The organism is Priestia flexa (assembly GCF_021441905.1).
Classification (GTDB): domain Bacteria; phylum Bacillota; class Bacilli; order Bacillales; family Bacillaceae_H; genus Priestia; species Priestia flexa.
On sequence record NZ_CP090431.1, the window covers coordinates 179073 to 197630 of the forward strand.

General features: G+C 36.5%; 24 protein-coding genes and 2 riboswitches. Of the genes, 20 read left to right on the top strand and 4 right to left on the bottom strand.

The features are described 5' to 3' along the window. Nucleotides 1–17 precede the first annotated feature (17 nt). Nucleotides 18–216: riboswitch (cobalamin riboswitch) on the top strand. Nucleotides 217–380: 164 nt separating this feature from the next. The 5 genes from LZP85_RS00880 (at nt 381) to lepB (ending at nt 5046) form a co-directional block, all read left to right on the top strand. After that, a complete protein-coding gene (locus LZP85_RS00880) occupies nt 381–614 on the top strand; it encodes a hypothetical protein (RefSeq protein ID WP_061785735.1) in 234 nt (77 codons plus the stop codon). Further along, on the top strand, nt 604–1713 hold the full coding sequence (gene mmgD, locus LZP85_RS00885; RefSeq protein WP_076512890.1) for a citrate synthase: 1110 nt from the start codon (nt 604–606) through the stop codon (nt 1711–1713). The genes LZP85_RS00880 and mmgD overlap by 11 nt, the downstream gene beginning before the upstream one ends. 95 nt (nt 1714–1808) lie before the next feature. Continuing rightward, nucleotides 1809–3245 (top strand): bifunctional 2-methylcitrate dehydratase/aconitate hydratase, encoded by a 1437-nt coding sequence (locus LZP85_RS00890; RefSeq protein WP_234562218.1) that lies wholly within the window; start codon nt 1809–1811, stop codon nt 3243–3245. A gap of 16 nt (nt 3246–3261) precedes the next feature. Beyond that, nucleotides 3262–4176: a methylisocitrate lyase gene (prpB, locus tag LZP85_RS00895; protein WP_234561932.1), complete on the top strand. Its 915-nt coding sequence runs from the start codon at nt 3262–3264 to the stop codon at nt 4174–4176. 321 nt (nt 4177–4497) lie between these two features. After that, complete coding sequence (lepB, locus tag LZP85_RS00900) at nt 4498–5046, top strand: signal peptidase I (protein ID WP_206782860.1); 549 nt, start codon at nt 4498–4500, stop codon at nt 5044–5046. 75 nt (nt 5047–5121) lie between these two features. Here the strand turns inward: lepB and LZP85_RS00905 are convergent, their stop codons facing one another. After that, nucleotides 5122–5883: a LytR/AlgR family response regulator transcription factor gene (locus LZP85_RS00905; protein ID WP_076512892.1), complete on the bottom strand. Its 762-nt coding sequence runs from the start codon at nt 5881–5883 to the stop codon at nt 5122–5124. A gap of 13 nt (nt 5884–5896) precedes the next feature. Further along, nucleotides 5897–7234, bottom strand: a complete 1338-nt coding sequence (locus LZP85_RS00910; protein ID WP_061785739.1) for a sensor histidine kinase — start codon at nt 7232–7234, stop codon at nt 5897–5899. A gap of 286 nt (nt 7235–7520) precedes the next feature. On the opposite strand from LZP85_RS00910, the gene LZP85_RS00915 reads away from it, so the two are divergent. The 9 genes from LZP85_RS00915 to LZP85_RS00955 all read left to right on the top strand — a co-directional run bounded on the left by LZP85_RS00915 (nt 7521) and on the right by LZP85_RS00955 (nt 12650). Further along, nucleotides 7521–9308, top strand: coding sequence for a hypothetical protein (locus LZP85_RS00915; RefSeq protein ID WP_078990339.1), 1788 nt, complete (start codon nt 7521–7523; stop codon nt 9306–9308). Between the two features lie 14 nt (nt 9309–9322). Beyond that, nucleotides 9323–10048: an ABC transporter ATP-binding protein gene (locus LZP85_RS00920; protein WP_061785741.1), complete on the top strand. Its 726-nt coding sequence runs from the start codon at nt 9323–9325 to the stop codon at nt 10046–10048. Continuing rightward, entirely contained in the window at nt 10041–10211 is a 171-nt protein-coding gene (locus LZP85_RS00925) for a hypothetical protein (protein WP_153301208.1), read from the top strand. Before LZP85_RS00920 ends, LZP85_RS00925 begins: the two co-directional genes overlap by 8 nt. A gap of 182 nt (nt 10212–10393) precedes the next feature. After that, nucleotides 10394–11089 (top strand): YIP1 family protein, encoded by a 696-nt coding sequence (locus LZP85_RS00930; protein ID WP_119543726.1) that lies wholly within the window; start codon nt 10394–10396, stop codon nt 11087–11089. Between the two features lie 31 nt (nt 11090–11120). Next, on the top strand, nt 11121–11321 hold the full coding sequence (locus tag LZP85_RS00935) for an uberolysin/carnocyclin family circular bacteriocin (protein ID WP_078990337.1): 201 nt from the start codon (nt 11121–11123) through the stop codon (nt 11319–11321). Between the two features lie 38 nt (nt 11322–11359). Beyond that, entirely contained in the window at nt 11360–11560 is a 201-nt protein-coding gene (locus LZP85_RS00940) for an uberolysin/carnocyclin family circular bacteriocin (protein WP_076512897.1), read from the top strand. A gap of 32 nt (nt 11561–11592) precedes the next feature. Next, entirely contained in the window at nt 11593–11793 is a 201-nt protein-coding gene (locus LZP85_RS00945; protein WP_076512897.1) for an uberolysin/carnocyclin family circular bacteriocin, read from the top strand. Between the two features lie 32 nt (nt 11794–11825). Further along, nucleotides 11826–12026, top strand: coding sequence for an uberolysin/carnocyclin family circular bacteriocin (locus LZP85_RS00950; protein WP_076512897.1), 201 nt, complete (start codon nt 11826–11828; stop codon nt 12024–12026). A 108-nt stretch (nt 12027–12134) separates the two neighbouring features. After that, on the top strand, nt 12135–12650 hold the full coding sequence (locus LZP85_RS00955) for a stage II sporulation protein M (RefSeq protein ID WP_076512898.1): 516 nt from the start codon (nt 12135–12137) through the stop codon (nt 12648–12650). Between the two features lie 172 nt (nt 12651–12822). On the opposite strand, the gene LZP85_RS00960 is transcribed toward LZP85_RS00955, so the two are convergent. Continuing rightward, a complete protein-coding gene (locus tag LZP85_RS00960; RefSeq protein ID WP_119543727.1) occupies nt 12823–13335 on the bottom strand; it encodes a DUF1129 family protein in 513 nt (170 codons plus the stop codon). Continuing rightward, nucleotides 13332–13667: a PadR family transcriptional regulator gene (locus tag LZP85_RS00965; RefSeq protein ID WP_076512921.1), complete on the bottom strand. Its 336-nt coding sequence runs from the start codon at nt 13665–13667 to the stop codon at nt 13332–13334. Before LZP85_RS00965 ends, LZP85_RS00960 begins: the two co-directional genes overlap by 4 nt. Before the next feature lie 248 nt (nt 13668–13915). Here LZP85_RS00965 and LZP85_RS00970 point away from each other — a divergent pair, with 248 nt between their 5' ends. From LZP85_RS00970 to LZP85_RS00995, 6 genes are all read left to right on the top strand, one after another. Beyond that, complete coding sequence (locus LZP85_RS00970) at nt 13916–14551, top strand: accessory gene regulator ArgB-like protein (RefSeq protein ID WP_163070980.1); 636 nt, start codon at nt 13916–13918, stop codon at nt 14549–14551. Continuing rightward, nucleotides 14532–14663: an AgrD family cyclic lactone autoinducer peptide gene (locus tag LZP85_RS00975; RefSeq protein ID WP_119543731.1), complete on the top strand. Its 132-nt coding sequence runs from the start codon at nt 14532–14534 to the stop codon at nt 14661–14663. Before LZP85_RS00970 ends, LZP85_RS00975 begins: the two co-directional genes overlap by 20 nt. 180 nt (nt 14664–14843) lie before the next feature. After that, nucleotides 14844–15719 (top strand): YitT family protein, encoded by an 876-nt coding sequence (locus tag LZP85_RS00980; RefSeq protein ID WP_061786685.1) that lies wholly within the window; start codon nt 14844–14846, stop codon nt 15717–15719. 147 nt (nt 15720–15866) lie between these two features. Continuing rightward, a riboswitch (Lysine riboswitch) is annotated at nt 15867–16051 on the top strand. A 108-nt stretch (nt 16052–16159) separates the two neighbouring features. Next, a complete protein-coding gene (locus tag LZP85_RS00985; protein ID WP_206782862.1) occupies nt 16160–16996 on the top strand; it encodes a transporter substrate-binding domain-containing protein in 837 nt (278 codons plus the stop codon). Nucleotides 16997–17062: 66 nt separating this feature from the next. Next, nucleotides 17063–17791: an amino acid ABC transporter permease gene (locus tag LZP85_RS00990; protein ID WP_119543734.1), complete on the top strand. Its 729-nt coding sequence runs from the start codon at nt 17063–17065 to the stop codon at nt 17789–17791. A gap of 24 nt (nt 17792–17815) precedes the next feature. Beyond that, on the top strand, nt 17816–18556 hold the full coding sequence (locus LZP85_RS00995; RefSeq protein WP_206782863.1) for an amino acid ABC transporter ATP-binding protein: 741 nt from the start codon (nt 17816–17818) through the stop codon (nt 18554–18556). Nucleotides 18557–18558: the final 2 nt, after the last annotated feature.

Genomic DNA, 18558 nt, shown 5'->3' on the forward strand with positions numbered 1-18558 from the left:
ATGTTTAAAGTGAAAATAATATCGATGTAGAAACAGGTGTAGGTGAAAGGTGTCTTTCATCTGCTTAAAAGGGAAGTTCGGTTGGAATCCGACGCTGTCCCGCAACTGTATTTGGGAGCGATTCGAAAAAGCCACTGTTTTCATGGAAATGAAGATGGGAAGGTTCGAAGAGCGATGATCATAAGCCAGGAGACCTGCCTGTTTTAGCATGCATCAATACCTACGCGGATAGGGGGTGTTAAGTGCGAAGTGACAAACATGTTTTAAAAATGATTTAAAAACATGTTTATTTGAGTATTGTCTCGCGGCTTAACAACTTCTTTGGGAAGTTGTTTTTTTATTGCTTTTTTAGCGGGTACGCGTGATGGAGGTGAGCAGCTGTGGACGGATCAGTTGAGTATTTTGTGAATTACTTCAAAGCGAGCATTATGAATAACGTAGTGGCAGAGAACCCTTGTACACTTTCAGACTATTATCAGGAGTTAAGAGATTTTGTGGTAGACAAGAGGGGGGATGCTGAAAAGAAGGCTCTTTTTTTACACAATATTGAAAAGGCTTACAAAACAGTAGGTGAAGAGATATTTGGAATGGAGGAAAAGAGAGATGGAGACTGAAGCGAGGTTTTTTCCGGGACTTGAAGGCGTTGTGGCTGCTGAAACAAAGATTTCATTTCTTGATACCCAACAGGGGAAAATTATTATTCAAGGGTATGACCTGATTGAGCTATCAAAATCAAAGAGCTACCTCGATATGATCTACCTTTTACTAGAAGAAAGGCTGCCGAATATTAACGAGAAGGAACTAGTTGAAGAAATGTTAAAAGGGGAGTACGAGATTCCAGATGAACTGTTGGATGTCTTCTGCTTACTCCCTAATGGCACGCATCCAATGGATGGCTTGCGAACAGGAATTTCATTTCTTTCAGGCTTTGATAAAGGGCTTGATAATCGTTCTCTATCGGCAAATAAAAGCCGTGCTTACAAGCTGTTAGGCAAAGTGCCTGCGATTGTGGCGAACAGCTACCGTTTAATCGAAAAGAAAGAGCCGATTCGTCCGCTTAAAGAGTTATCGTATAGCGCAAATTTCTTTTACATGATTACGGGGAAGAAGCCATCATCTCTGGAAGAGCAAATCTTTGATCGTTCACTTGTTTTATATAGTGAGCATGAGATGCCAAACTCCACGTTTACAGCGAGAGTCATTTCTTCTACTCAGTCTGATTTATACGGTGCATTGACAGGAGCGGTTGCTTCTTTAAAAGGAAACCTGCATGGAGGAGCTAACGAAGCGGTAATGGAACTGCTTTTAGAAGCTGGTACTGTAGATAAATTTGAAGAGCTGCTGATCGCTAAGCTTTATAAAAAAGAGCGTATCATGGGATTTGGCCATCGCGTGTATATGAACAAAATTGATCCGCGGGCTTTAATGATGAAAGAGTCGCTCAAACAGCTATGCGACCTGCAAGGAGATAATCGTCTTTATCGCATGTGCGAAGCGGGCGAAGAGCTTATGAAGCGTGAAAAAGGTCTTTATCCGAACTTGGATTACTACGCAGCACCTGTCTATTGGATGCTTGGTATTCCTATTTCACTTTATACACCGATCTTTTTCAGTGCTAGAACGGTAGGGTTGTGTGCGCATGTTATTGAGCAACATGAACATAATCGACTTTTTAGACCGCGCGTACATTATGTAGGCGAGCGCCGCTTTTAACAATTTGGGGTTGTTCACGGCCACTCACCGAATGGATATTTTGGCGAATACCCATTTCTATCATAAATAAATTTGAGGAGAAAGGAAAGATGCACATGTTGAAAACGAATGAGCAAGTCAAAACGGATGTTTTATTAGAGGAAATCGCAGATTACGTTCTTCATAAAGAGATTAAGAGTTTAGAAGCGTTCCAAACCGCTCGTTATGTCCTGCTTGATACGATTGGATGCGGGATGCTGGCGCTTAGTTATCCAGAGTGCACAAAGCTCCTCGGCCCCATTGTTCTAGGAACAGTTGTACCAAATGGCAGTCGGGTGCCGGGAACGTCATTTGAGTTAGATCCAATTCGAGCTGCGTTCAACATTGGTTGCATCATCCGCTGGCTGGATTACAACGATACGTGGCTAGCGGCAGAATGGGGACATCCTTCTGATAATCTTGGAGGTATTTTAGCGACAGCTGACTACATTAGCCGCGTACGCGTAGCAGAAGGGAAAGAGCCGCTGGCCGTTCGTGATGTGCTTGAAATGATGATTAAAGCGCACGAAATTCAAGGCGTGCTGGCGTTAGAGAACAGCTTAAATCGAGTTGGATTAGATCACGTGATGTTTGTGAAGATTGCCACGACTGCAGTTGTTACCAAAATGCTTGGAGGAACGCGTGAAGAAATTATTAACGCTTTGTCCAATGCGTGGATTGATACGGTAAGCTTACGTACCTACAGACATGCGCCGAATACCGGTTCTAGAAAGTCTTGGGCTGCCGGCGATGCGACAAGCAGAGGCGTACAGCTTGCTATGATGGCAGTAAAAGGAGAGATGGGCTATCCCACTGCGTTGTCTGCACCTAATTGGGGGTTCCAGGACGTATTATTTAACAAAAAACAGGTAACGCTTGGTCGTCCGCTTGATTCCTATGTTATGGAGCATGTGCTATTTAAAGTGTCTTATCCAGCGGAGTTTCATGCTCAAACGGCCGCGGAGTGTGCGGTTAAACTGCATCGAGAAGTCGTGAATCGATTAGACGATATTGCTTCGATTACAATTACAACGCATGAGTCTGCGATTCGCATTATTGATAAAGAGGGGCCACTTCATAATCCGGCCGATCGAGATCATTGTTTGCAGTATATTACGGCGATTGGTCTCCTTAAAGGAACAATTGTTGCCGATCATTATGAAAACGAAGTCGCATCTGATTCTCGAATTGACGAGCTGCGCAGCAAGATGAAGGTTGTTGAAAATAAGCAGTATAGCGAAGACTACCTGGATCCGAAAAAGAGATCGATTGCAAATGCCGTGCAGATTCATTTTAAAGATGGTACACAAACAGAGGAAGTAGAGTGTGAATATCCGTTAGGGCACCGTTTTAGAAGAGATGAAGCCATTCCAAAGGTTAAAGAAAAATTCTCAACTAATATCAAAACGCGTTTTCCTCTCAAACAGCAAAAGCAAATTGAAGCAGTTTGTTATAACCAAGAGGAGCTTGAAAGCATGAGCGTAAACGAGTTTGTTCAATTGTTTTTGATCTAAATAAGGAGGGTCTTACATGACGTGGATTGTCAATCAGCCGTTATCTCAACAGGAGCTAGCTGCTAAATTTCAACGGCTTATGGATGCGCAAGAAATCCTTCAACTTCCAGGTGCACATGATGCTATGGCCGCACTGGTGGCTAAGCAAGCTGGCTTTTCAGCACTTTACCTATCAGGTGCTGCTTATACGGCAAGTCGGGGACTACCAGATTTAGGAATTGTAACATCTACAGAGCTAGCCGACCGGGCGAAAGACGTGATACGAGCTACAAACTTACCTGTGCTGGTTGATATTGATACTGGTTTTGGTGGCGTGTTAAACGCTGCTCGTACTGCTAGAGAAATGGTTGAAGCCAGCGTAGCAGCCGTTCAGATTGAAGATCAGCAGCTTCCAAAAAAATGCGGTCATCTCAATGGAAAACAGCTTGTAACAATAGAAGAAATGGCACAAAAAATCAGAGTAACTAAAGAAGTCGCTCCTTCTTTAGTTGTTGTGGCTCGGACGGATGCTCGCAGTAGCGAAGGCCTGGAGGAAGCTGTCAAACGAGCAGCTGCATATGTAGAAGCAGGGGCAGATGCTATTTTCCCTGAAGCGCTCGGCTCTGAAGAAGAGTTTCGGACATTCAAAGATCAAATTCAAGCGCCTCTTTTAGCTAACATGACGGAGTTTGGAAAAACACCGTACTATACAGCAACAGAATTTAGCAATATGGGCTTTCAGATGGTCATTTATCCCGTCTCGTCGCTTCGCGTAGCAGCAAAAGCGTACGAAAGGATATTTGATTTAATCAAGGCGACAGGTACCCAAAAAGAAGCAATAAGAGATATGCAGACAAGAAGTGAGCTATACGACATCATTTCGTACTATGATTTTGAGCATTTGGACAAGAACTTGGCTCAAACCATTCTTACGGAAAAGCATAAGTCATAGGTACATGAAGGTAGTAAGTTCTTACAGATATCAGGGTCTGTAATTATGAGGCAATTAATCAACTGATTGATACGAAACCGCCAGGTGCTCAATACATTGGCGGTTTTATCTTGATTATGATTAAAATCAATAAAATGGCGCTCCTGGCTGCAAAATAAATAAATCTTCTTCTATCAGCCACTTACCAATCTTTACACAAACAAAATATATCTTCCAAATAACCTATAACAAAATAAGGTAGAATGTAAAAGAGGTCTAAATGGATAAAATGGTGAACAAACTAGAAGTAGGAAAAGCAAATGCTGAATAGAGGTGTAGGTAGTGAAAGAAGTAGTAGCTTGGGGAAAGTCCATTCTAATTGCAGTTGCCATTGTCTTTTTGTTACGAAACTTCGTATTTGTTCCAATCATTGTAGACGGCGCGTCGATGATGCCAACGCTAGAAAGCGAAGAACGGATGATTGTCAACAAGCTTGGAGATATTGAGCGGTTTGATATTGTTGTGTTTCACGTGACGAAGAATAAAGATTACATCAAGCGAGTCATTGGACTACCAGGTGACCATATTGAATATAAAGATGATACGCTTTATATTAACGGAAAAGCATACGACGAGCCTTATTTGGATGAATATAAGAAAGGTTTGTTGGGACAACCTCTTACAGAAGATTTTAAGCTTGAAGATTATACGGGTGAAACGGTTGTACCAAAAGGTCAGCTGTTTGTCATGGGTGATAACCGTCGCAACAGCCTAGACAGCAGGTCCCCGATGCTTGGCACCGTTCCATACAATCAAGTGGTTGGAAAAGCAGAGCTTGCATACTGGCCTTTAGAGAAGCTGGAGGTTATCGGTTCTGATCTGAAAGAGTAGATAACAATTGTTTAACTAACGAAAAGATCCCTCATAAAGAGGGGTCTTTTCATTTCTCTAAGGTATGCAGCTTGCTTATAAGTGCGAATTGATAGCATTTCGCAATTCACTATATTTATTTTTGCTAACTCGAATTTCAGCATTCACATTTTCAAGCTCGATTAAATAGGAGCGCATATATTCATCAGGCTTAATTTCAGCTACTTTTGATAAAGGAATTAAGAATGATTGGTGCGGTCTGAAAAAATGATGTTTGCTTAGCATTTTTTCTAGCTCGTTCAGTGTATTGCTGCATTCAATTTCTTTGTTATCCTTTACGCTAATAATACATTTTCGGCCTCGTTTTTCAACGAAATTAATTTCATTGATTGTAATAAAGTGAATGGAGCTTTTGTCTCTTACCGTAATTTTCTTTGTCGCTTGTTCTTGTGTGTGATCAAAATTAAGTTCTTGAGAAACGGTTCTGTTTGAGCGCTGGTTACGAAACTGAACCAACGCTTTTTCAAGTCGTAAGGGGCTTACAGGCTTTAATAAAAAGTCGATAGGATATAATTCATACCCATGTAGAGCATAGTCAGAGTGACCCGTTACAAAAATCAATAAAATATCAGGAAATTGCTGTTTAATGGTCTCGGCCAACTTTAAACCATTGATGTGAGGCATGTCTATATCTAAGAAAACCAAATCAATCGCTGATGTTTGTAGAAATGCTAGTGCGTCTCTGGGATCTGAATAACTATAAATGTTTTCAATAAATGGATATTGCGTTAATAAATTTTTTAACATATCCGTGCAATGGACCTGATCATCTACGGTTAAAACATTATATTTATCCATCCGTCTCTCTCCTTTAAATCGCTTTGTTCTTTTTCATGGCTGGAAGCCTAGCAATAAAAGCCGTAGTGTTACTAGTTGTTTCTAAGTAAATCATGCCTTCATACTTCTCGATAATCCGCTTAGTAGCAATTAAACCAATACCTTCATGATTATTTGATTTAGTTGTAAACTGATTATTAAATAGTTTTGAAGCAATGTGAGAGTCTATTTCTCCACTATTTGTTACTGTAAATATGTATTCGTTGGATAAATGCTCAAGCTCAATTAAGACTTCAATCCAGCTATCTTGTGTTTTATCGTGCGTTAGAGCATCCATCGCATTTGAAATTAAATTCCCTAGTACGCGATTAATATCGGTTACTTTGCAAGGAATGTGGGCTAAATTATCTTTTGCAATTACGGACATCTGAATATTTTTGGTATATGCTTGCTGTTTTAAAGTTAACAGTAAAGCCGAAACGGCTGGATGATGAATAGGAATGACTTCATTTATTTTTCTCACATCTTCAATGACTTCCTCTATATATTCTTCAGTATCCTGAAACTTTTGCTGGGCGATTAATCCGTATAGTGTATGAAGGTGATGAATAAAATCATGCCGCTGAGATTTGATAACTTGAAAGTACCGCTTAATTTCCACTTCATGCTGTTTTTCTAACAGTTTCTCTAATCGTTCAGATTCATGCTTGAGCACAATTTGTGAAAAGAATAGTAGATAAATGATAGATACAACTGTAATGAATAAAATGGATGAATTTGTTTGTTGTAAATAAAATAAATTATACGAAATCGTAAATGCTACAACAATGATAAGTACCATAGTAACGCAAGTTAAGATGATATATTTAGGCCCATATTTCTTATAAAAGAAATCATCTTGATCTTTGTAAATAATAGTTAGCGGAATGAAAGATAGTTTGTATTTAATAAATAGAAAGCTAATGAAATTAATTAATAGAATATGAGGTAACGCAATGAACATTTTCTTAAAGGAATAAGCTTCCAAAAAGCTTATGACATCAAAGATATTGCCTAAAAAAAGGAGCGCTATCAATTCTCCTAATAATAAAATACATAAACCGAGTACTACTGAAATAAAGGCAGCAGAAAAGCTAATCTTAAAAATTAAGCTTCCTAAGATGAATAAAATGAGAAAGCTGCATAAAAAAGTAATGGCGTGTGAAAAATTGGTCGTTAACTTTAATAGCATAATCGATGCTACTCCGATTGAGTTGACTGCTATGAACTGTGCTTTTACTTTCGAAAATTTAATACCTAAAAAGGCAATCAAGAAAAATATTAATGAAAAAACCTCTAAAAAGGTGCCTATTACTTCAACGAAGAAGTTCATTTTAATTCTTTTTACCTCCTATTTTTAATTATGCTAACAACCCTTTACGATATATAAAATAGCATATATTGAATTTTTTTAATATGTTAATTACGATAATTATTTCTAAAAATAACAATACTTGGTTAATATAACGAGTTGAACAGATGGTATTTTGACCCTGATAAGACAAAAAATCTCCTAGATAAGCAGAATATATAGACATATATGTATGTTTATTTTAAATTATTGTAAGAAGTTTTCTGAGTTACTATGTTGTAATGCAATATAGTGGAGGGGTGAAAAAATGCTAAGCAAATGGCTGAAATGGAAGCTTTTTATTCGATGGAAAAATCAATGGAACTATATTAAAATCTTTAGAGATTTATCAGTCGGAAGAAGCCTCTGGGTCTTATTTTTTATTCAAAATATAATTAATTCATGTTTGATTTTTTTCGGAACGTATTTCCTTTTAAAATACGTAGTTCTTAACGAACATTTAACAAATGGTGAAGCGAAGCAAAGTCTAGTAATTAATCTAATTCTAAAGACGTTGTCTTCCATACAACAAAATGGGGAGATTCTTTGGTCCATTTTATTTTGTTTGATTATGATTTTTGCCTTTATTTCGGGGATAAGTTCTTCTAAATGGCAAATACAATCCAAAGACCAAGAATGGTTAATGATTACGTTAAAGATCAAGCAAAGAAAAGCAAACATCTTTCTCTATTTAGAATCGATTGTATGGGACACGAAGGATTTTATCTTTAACTACATCCCAATTCTATTAGCTTTAGGCGTTGTTACAGGTGTAAATAAAGTTTATCTTGCTAGCTTACTAATTTTAACGTTAGGAAGCTACCTGCTGCTAACTTTACTTGTTTCAATATTGCATAACAATTATATGAAGCTACAGCATTATAAATGGAATTTCTTTTTGAGATTGTTAACGAACCTAATTCTTCGCCTTTTAATTGTGTATACAGCATTTTTTGTTGGGAAAATGAGTTCTCCGTGGATTAAGGAATTTCCTCTAACGAGCAATAATGTCAATTATGAACATTACAATGAGTGGATCAATGAGGGAGTAGACGTCATCTTTTCTATTTTAGCACCACTATCAAACATCTTCTTACATCCCTATATGCCGTATAACGTGTTTTCAGACATTTTGTTTAATGGCCTTCAACTCCATGCCTTGCTGAAGCTAGCGATGTTCTTTATAGGAGTGATCGTTCTTTTATCCATTTTATCAAAAATGAATCATCATAGAAGAACTCCGTATTATCCTTTTAAGAGAATAGAGGCTTTCAATACTCTTTTATCTAAAGTTATTCCTGGCACATCGTATACAACCATTTTAGCGAAGCATCATTATCGAACGGATTACTTACGCTATCGGTTTCCAGTTGTTCTAGGGTCATTTTTATTTTGGGTAATTTGGGGAGTAATTACAGGTCTTCTGCAAAGTCTTGATCAAAGTGAAGAGATTTATTTTTTAATCATGTCATTTTATTTATTTTTCCTAACTTATTTCTATGTATATTCAATTTTCACCGAGTTAAATGGCATGTTTTCTGTGGACGGGGAAGGGAAGCAAGTAATTACTTATTTATTAAATGGAAAATCATTATGGGATGTGTTTAAATATCGATTTCATCTATTCGCTTTGACAAGTTTACCTTTGTTTATTGTCGCAGATATCCTATTCTTTTTCGTTAATCAAATGCCACTCATGTTAAGTATCATGACTCTGTTATTGCATATTATTAGCTTTTTCTTCTTTGCTTTATTAATGTTCTTGCCAGGGGTACTTAGACCACATTTTAATTATGAAAATATCGAACAGCTAGATGATTATCCAGATAAAAAAATTGTCGCAGATGTCATCCGTTTTGCGACTGTTGGGTTAATGGTTCCACTATTGATGCTTCCTACGGCTTTGTTTTTAGTGGATAGTATTGGGGTTTCAAGTTATATCGTCATTCAGTGGGGCATGGTTGGAATGATTCTTCTTTTATTCGTTGGAATAGCGCTGCCGCTCGTTTCCAAACTGTTAGTTAAAAAATCAAGCTTTGAACAAATAAACTTATAGAGAGAAGGGATTGTATGAACTACTCTTTAAGCTTTCAAAACGTCAGTAAATCGTTTGAAACCAAACGCATATTAGACCATATCTCATTTGATATTGAAAAAGGGAAAATCACGGCATTTCTTGGTCAGAATGGAGCGGGTAAAACCACAACGTTGAAAATTGCAATGGGACTCCTTACACCGGATGAGGGAAAGGTGCTTTTGCATAATGAAAGCATAGAGAAAATGAAGAAAGAAGTCACCTTTATACCTGACCATCCGTATTTATACGACGAGTTAACGGGTCGAGAATATATAAAGTTCATCATGGAATTAACTGATTTGAATCTATCTAAAGAGGAAGTAGAGAAACAAGTTGTTTACTATCATTTAGAGAAAGAAATCGATAAGAAAATTAAAAATTTATCTTTAGGTAATAAAAAAAAATTAGCTTTGATGGGCAGCTTACTGAATAAGCCTAGCGTCTTATTGTTAGATGAGTTCATATCGGGTATTGATCCGATTAATATGAAAAAAATAAAATCAATTTTAAAAGATTATGTATCAGCAGGTAATTCTATTTTGCTCTCTACTCATCAGCTAGAAGTAGCACAAACATTTTGTGACTCTTTAGTCTTTATTAATGAAGGAAAAATCTTGAAAATAGAAAGCGATATATCAAGTGTTTTTACAAAAAATGAAAGCTTAGAAGACTACTTTATTTCAATGTTAAATATGTCAGGAGGCACTCAGCATGACTAAAAAATTCTTTATACTGGCTACTATTGTGTTTTTACTATTCGCTTCACCGCCACTTATATTAGCTATTTATCAAGGAGAGGTAAAGGATATTATGGTCATCTCTTTGATTATAATTATTGTTTTTTCGATTACAACATATGAATTTGTTAGAAGAAAAAAGTAAGAAAAGACTAAGTCCTTAAAAAATTAAGGATTTAGTCTTTTTATTTTCGTCACTAATATTAGCAAAATAACCCCTGAAAATACAAAAAACGACCACAATATCCAAAAAATGTTTATTCTTTGGGTTTTTATTGTACTATTTATTCAGGAAGCAACGAACAAACAGGAGGATGAGAAAGTACCATGATGAATCAATCTGAAGTAATGGAAAATAAACAATCTGTATCACTCTCGACTACCAATCCCATTAGTCTAGTTAGCGCACTATTTAGTCCAGTTAAATTCTTTAGTCAACTAAAAGTGCAAAGAAAACTGGGGGTCAATATCTTCATTATTTTAGTTCTATATGGAATTATTACGTACTTACTTTCTCAACACTTATTAACGAATAATGAAATTGGATCCATGTTGCCAAAAGAACTGCAAAATGGAAAAAGTCAAATGATTATGGTAATCGGCACCACCTTGGTAGGAATTTTTCAGTTTTTATTTACAGTCTTGGTTTCCACTTTAATTTATAAAATTATCTTATCATTTGCAAAGGTTCGAGTAACGTTTAAAGGGCTTTTTCATATCGTAATGGTTGCGCAAATCCCCCTTATTATTGGGAAAGCAATTAACCTATTATTTATTAATGAAAACACGATGGAAATGCCAATTACGAGCTTAGGTTTTACGATACAATCTTGGACTGATTCGGTTTTTATCCTTAATTTCTTCTCTAGTCTTGAAATATTCAGCATGTGGAGTTACTTCATCATTGCCTTAGGTGCTAGCGTATGTATTGGATTTAGTAGGAAAAAAAGTATGATCCTTGTGTTCTCTACATGGTTAGTATTTCTTACTATTTCTTCTATGCTATTGAGCATCTTAAATTAAGAAAATCGCACTGATTGAAGGAGGTGAGAGGATGGAAGTAATCGCTAATTTAGTCGGGGCATTAGGGATTTCTGAGTATTGGGCTACTTTGATTGTGAATGCCATTATGGCTGGAGATACAGTAACACAGTTATTGGCTGCATTTGGAAGCTTTGGATTAACAGGAACCTTGATTAGTACATTGAGAAAGTTAATCAAACAAATTGGCAAGCAAAAAACAATTGCTTACTAATTAGAAAAGAATAAATGCATTTAAAGGAGGTGAAAAACATGGAAGTAGTAGCATATATCGCAGGAGCATTAGGAATTTCTGAATACTGGGCAAACGTAATCGTAACAGCAATCGAAGCAGGCAGCACAGTTCTAGCTTTGATCTCAATGTTCGCTAGCTTTGGATTAACATCAGCACTAATCTTAACAGCTAAATCATTATTGAAAAAAGGCGCTAAGAAAACGGCAGTAGCTTACTAATAAATTAAAAATTTTAAAATGAGGTGAAAAACATGGAAGTAGTAGCATATATCGCAGGAGCATTAGGAATTTCTGAATACTGGGCAAACGTAATCGTAACAGCAATCGAAGCAGGCAGCACAGTTCTAGCTTTGATCTCAATGTTTGCTAGCTTTGGATTAACATCAGCACTAATCTTAACAGCTAAATCATTATTGAAAAAAGGCGCTAAGAAAACGGCAGTAGCTTACTAATAAATTAAAAATTTTAAAATGAGGTGGAAAACATGGAAGTAGTAGCATATATCGCAGGAGCATTAGGAATTTCTGAATACTGGGCAAACGTAATCGTAACAGCAATCGAAGCAGGCAGCACAGTTCTAGCTTTAATCTCAATGTTTGCTAGCTTTGGATTAACATCAGCACTAATCTTAACAGCTAAATCATTATTGAAAAAAGGCGCTAAGAAAACTGCAGTTGCCTACTAATACGATTGCAACTACAAATTAAATTGTAGTGAGGGGAACGATGTCGGTCGTTTCCCTTAATTTATTATAACAAAATTCTTGTATAAAAAAAATCTTAAGGTGGTAAAAATGGAAAGATTATTAAAAGATAGGTATTTATTTCTATTTTCCGTTGGGTGCTTCTTCTTAAGTTTAATCTTTGGACTAGGTTTAGTTTTAAGTGCAGATGTGAACGAAGCTATTAGTAACAACAATAATTATTACACGAAAAGAGAAGGGATTTCAGGAGCAACATTCTTTTTTATTCAAAATTTTAAAGTTGTGCTCATGTTGCTTTCGGGGATTTTTTGCTTTGGGCTTTCTACTTTTTTAGTATTAGTGATCAATGGATTTTGGCTTGGGGGCGTAATAGCGAGTCAATATTTAAATGGCACAAGCGTCTGGGAATTATGTATAAGCATATTACCACATGGGATTTTCGAGATTCCAGCTTTGTTATTAGCAGGTTACATAGGATTCGTTGGTTTTAAATTTTATTTTCAAAAAAAGAACTGGAAAAGGAATCTATCAACAGTAGGTATTATTGTTGTATTACTTTTAATAGCAGGCCTTATTGAAGGATTTGTCACGCCTAAATATATTTAATAGGCGTGACTTAGTGGTTTCATTAAGCAGTCCTTTAAAGAGTGAAGAGAAGATAGCCAATCACCTGTTACTAGTATTAGGCAGGTTAATATGGTTCTTTTGCTCTTGGTTAGCCATTGTTATGTAGTCTACAAAACAGAATAAAATGAATGTTACCACAATCGAGATTGTTTTAGCTAATGTTGATAAAAAGAATTTTTAAAAAGTAATACAGTACACCTGCAACTTGAATAATGAGAGTTAAAATTAAAATGCTCATGATAGAGCTTTTAAAGGCAAAACGCTTAGTCAATTTAAAAAATCCTATGATGACAGCGCTACTTAAAATAGAAAATAAAGTTAAATCAACGAATACAGATGAATCGTTATGTGAACGGCTAAAGATAATAATAGTTGATATGAGTAGAATACTAAGCGCAAAGGTTATTTTTTCTTTTAAGGAGCTTTTCGGTAGCTGTTCTACGATTTGTTGTGTATATTCTCTGGGGTTTTGACCAAATAAGTCCTGAAAGCCTTTTCCTTGTTTCTCTCCCTCTAAAAGATGATCGAGTATTTCATCTCTAATTTCATTACGTTTCTCCGTGTCTAAATCGCTGCTAGATAGATATAGACAAAACTCTTCAAACTGTTGCTTATTGTACTTAGTTAATCTAAGTTTTAATCTTTCAACCTCTTGGTAAGTCATATTCGTGAGTGCTCCTCTCTATGTTTTAGAAAGTAGTTTACTGATTTTTCTAATTTAACCCATTCACCTTCAAAGTCTTGTAAAAACTCTAGACCTTCCCGCGTTATTTTATAGTACTTTCGCCTTGGTCCTGTTTTGGATTCAATAAAGTATGCAGAGATAAGCTTTTCTTTCTGTAATCTCAGCAATAGCGGATAAATAGTTCCTTCACTTACTTTGTTAAATCCACCTTGCCTCAACTTTTCAATTAATTCATACCCATATATTTCATTTTGCTTAATAAGAGATAGAATACTACCTTCTAATAAGCCTTTAATCATTTGACTATAAATAGACAGTACTTTCACCAGCCTTTCTGAACTATAGTTGAGTAATGTAGATGGGTTATAAAAATTATCTTATAAATACCGAATCTAAAATACTAGAATGACGTATAAAGGTTCAAAATTGTACTGTAAATTCCAGAAAAAGAATTTTCAGGGAAGTTTTTGTGTTTTAAATGAACTGTATTAATTTAACTTAATAGTATTTTTGTGCTAATATAACGATTGTAAAGTATAGTTTGTTTGGAGGAGTAAGTGTGAATTGGGGACCAAAAGACTTAGCTCAAGCAATAACCAATGAAGTTATTGCTCACGAAAGTAGCTTTAGAAAAGTAAGCGGGAAAATTCGCTATGGTTTAGAAATGATGATTATTTTACTTTATCAGGTCTTCATTGTTTTACTATTGGGTTCTCTATTTGACCTATTTTTTCTCACAGTACTTTGTTTACTATCTCTATCCGTATTTCGAATGTTTTCCGGAGGAGCACATTTCTCTAAATTCCATCATTGTTTAATTGCAAGCGTTATGCTTATCTTCACCATTTCTTTTACTTCTAAGTATCTCTCACCTATGCTTGATATTATTTATTGGCAGCTCATTGCTTATCCAATAGTCATTTTCTTTGTTTGGCGATATGCCCCTATTTTATTTAAGAAAGAAGCAGCTTTTAGTGATTCGCAGAAACAACAAAATAAATGGATCTCTATTTCAATTGCACTATTTCTAATGATTGTAAGTTTATTTATTCCCAAGACATATTCAATTGTCATCATGCAGGTATTGGTTTATCAAACATTTACAATTACACCTATTGGAGTATTTATCATACATTCAATAGATAAAATTTTAATAAAAAAGGAGATTGATTTAAATGAAAAAGTATCTTTATAATTTTGTTGCTGCTACGGGTTTATTTATGACACAAGCTACCTTTACAACAAGTTGTTTTCTAGGACTGTATGAACCTGAATTGCCTGAAGATGAAGACGAAGAGCTACAATGAGTTTTTGTAATTATTTCTATTTTTAAAGTAGTTAAATAGCCAGTTGTCGGTGTTGAACCGATGACTGGCTATTTACGTTTTTTATGCTTAGTACCTTTTAGAGATACCTTAATTTTATAAATGAAGATGATTTTATGATAAAATTATGTGTGTCAAAAAACATTAGAAGTGAGGAATTACATGAATGCGTTAAAACAGCATCGAAAATCGAGTAAACAAAAACTATTGTTTCGAGGCCTTTTAGTCATCATTGGTGGCATTATCGCAGGTTATGGGTTAGAAACAGTATTAATTCCAAATAGCGTATCTGACGGGGGTGTGACGGGACTTAGCATCGTTGGTTCCCAGCTCTTTGGAATTCCACTAGGCGTTTTAATCGCCATCATCAATCTTCCCTTCATCTGGTTAGGTTATCAGCAAATTGGAAAAAGCTTCGCTATTTTTTCAACCATCGGTATTGCTTCTTTAGCAGTTAGTACAACTCTTATGCATCACACTCCAGCCATTATTGAAGGAGATACGCTTTTAGTAACCGTTGTAGGTGGTGTAATCCTTGGTTTTGGAATGGGTCTAGCACTGCGTAATGGAGGAGCATTGGACGGTATTGATATGCTTGCTGTACTCCTTTCACGAAAGTCACCGTTTGGAACAAGTGATCTTATTTTATTTCTAAATATGTTTGTATTTATCGTGGTTTCTTTTGTGTTTGGCTTGCAAGGAGCCATTCTTTCTGCCATTGCTTACTTCATCGCTTCAAAGGTTATTCATGTCGTTGAAGTTGGGTTAAGCGGTTCAAAAGCGTTTGAAATCATTACAAATGAGCCTGTTTTAATGGTTAAAACAATTCGTGATCGACTAGGTCGAAGCGCTACATATAAAGAAGTATACGGCGGATATTCTCACGAAAAGTTCAAAGAGATTACGTGTGTTATTAACCGTTTAGAAGAAAGTAAAATGAAGGAAATTATCAGCGAAATCGATCCGGATGCTTTTGTGCGCGTGTATGACGTTGCCGAAGTAAAGGGTGGAAACTTTAGAAAAACCAACATTCATTAAATCCTCCTTTTTATTCTGTATAAAATTGTTTTTTTTTTTTTAGAGCTGAAAGGATTAGCTGGAAAATTATCCGATAAAAACCAGATTGACAGATTAGGAAGAAAGATGTAGACTTGAAACAAATTTAATAAGACCTCACTTTTAGTCAAGTGAGGTAGAGGCGCGGTATTTAACAGTCTTTAGCAGAGTTTGAGAGACGTTGAAGCTAGAGAGAAGGAAATATCGCCGAAGTGAGTAAATTGTTCTCAATAATTGCTTGCTGGGTCTGTAGTGAAGAACTGCAGGACTGTCTCAATAAGTTTACCAGCTTATTGAGTTGTGCTATCTCATCTTTTAAAAGAGAGGACTTTAGGGAACGATGAATGAAACGACCTGAGTAAATCTCGGGTCGTTTTTTTATTGTCTTCAAAGCTTAAAAAGATATAAGGGGGAAACAAACTATGAAAAGAAAAGCAGGATTTTTCTTAACATTATTGCTTTCAGCAGTCGTTTTATTAGCAGGCTGTGGTCAAAGCAGTGAGTCAGCATCGGGTTCAGGAGACGCTGATACGTTTACGGTAGGCTTGGAAGCAGGCTATCCACCATTTAACTGGACTCAAAATGACGATTCAAACGGAGCGGTTAAAATTAAGGGCGGCTCACAGTATGCAGGCGGCTATGATGTTGAGATGGCTAAGAAAATTGCTGATGGATTAGGCAAAGAGCTAGTGATTGTAAAAACTGAGTGGGATGGTCTTGTACCAGCCTTAACATCAGGTAAAATTGATGCGATTGTGGCAGGAATGTCACCGACTGCAGAGCGAAAAGAAACAATTGATTTCTCTGATAACTACTATAATTCAAACCTAGTAATGGTTGTGAAAAAAGGTAGTAAGTATGAAGGTGTTACGAAGATTGCAGATTTCAAAGGCGCAAAAATTACGGCTCAATTAAACACGTTTCACTACTCCGTCATTGATCAAATTAAAGGTGTATCAAAAGAAACAGCAATGGATAATTTCCCAGCAATGCGCGTAGCGCTAGAATCAGGAGTTATTGATGGTTATGTATCAGAGCGACCTGAAGCAGTAAGTGCTTCAGCAGCAAATGATAATTTTGCAATGGTTGAATTCAAGGATGGCTTCAAAACATCAGCTGACGATACAGCTGTAGCCGTGGGTCTTAAAAAAGACAGTGAGCTAAAAGAAGAAATCAACAAAACCTTAAAAGGTATTTCAGAAGAAGAACGCACAAGCATTATGGATGCGGCAATCAAAAACCAACCTGCAGCAAAATAATGATGACATAACACCGGCTGTATCTACATACAGTCGGTTTTGTAATGAGGTAAGGGAGGAAGAACGATGAGTTTTGAATGGGTTATTACAATCATCTCAGAAAACTGGCCAATGTTTTTACGCGGAGCTGGGATGACGCTATTAATTGCGCTGACAGGTACCATTATTGGGGCGGTCATTGGGTTAGTTGCTGGTATTATCCGAACTGTTCCAACGCCAACGAGCGGGCTGAAAAAAGCAGGATTGAAGGTAACGAATTTCGTTTTATCTGTATACATTGAATTTTTCCGAGGTACGCCAATGATTGTGCAAGCAATGGTTATTTACTATGGTTCAGCGCTTGCATTTGGCTTTGATATGAACGTGATGTTAGCAGCGGTTATTGTTGTATCAATTAATACAGGAGCATATATGGCTGAAATTGTACGTGGCGGGATTATTTCCGTTGATAAAGGACAGTTTGAGGCAGCCAAAGCCATTGGCATGAATCATTATCAAACAATGATGAACGTTGTTTTACCTCAAGTCATTCGTAATATCTTACCAGCAACGGGTAACCAGTTTGTGATTAACATTAAAGATACGTCGGTATTAAACGTTATTTCCGTTTCCGAGCTATACTTTGTCACGAAATCAGTAGCAGGAAACAACTTTAGATATTTTGAGTCATTCTTTGTTGCTTGTATGATTTACTTTGTCATGACGTTTATGGTATCGCAAATTCTGCGCTACTTTGAGCGTAAATTAGACGGACCCGACAGCTACACGATGATTAAAACGGACCAAAATCGATAATGAAGGGTAAGGAGGTATAAGAAAATGGAACAAGTAATTGATATTCAACATTTAAACAAAGCGTATGGAAGTCATGAAGTATTAAAAGATATTAATTTCTCTGTTAACAAAGGAGAAGTTGTGACCATTATTGGTTCTTCGGGCTCGGGGAAATCAACGCTCCTTCGTTGTATCAATTTATTAGAGCAGCCGAACGGTGGCCAAATTATTTATAACGGGGAAAATGTTCTGGATGATCAGCATAATCTATTTGAGTATCGTAAAAATTTAGGAATGGTCTTTCAACAGTTCAATTTATTTGATAACCATAATGTTTTAAATAACTGTGTAGTAGGACAAGTCAAAGTGTTAAAGCGTTCAAAAGAAGAAGCTGAAAAGGTAGCGTTCGGCTATTTGAAGGTCGTTGGGATGGATCAGTACATCAATGCGAAGCCAAGACAGCTTTCAGGTGGTCAAAAGCAGCGCGTGGCTATTGCTCGCGCTTTGTCCATGCAGCCGGATGTCCTTTTATTTGATGAACCAACATCGGCTTTAGACCCTGAGATGGTGGGAGAAGTATTAAAGGTTATGAAGGAGCTTGCAGAGTCAGGTCTAACAATGCTTATCGTAACGCATGAAATGGAATTTGCTAAAGAGGTATCGGATCGCATTGTCTTTATGGATAAAGGCGTTATTGCAGAAGAGGGTACTCCTGAGCAAATCTTTAATCATCCAACGCACGAACGTACGCGTGAGTTCTTAAAACGTACGTTAAAAGACAAATAAGA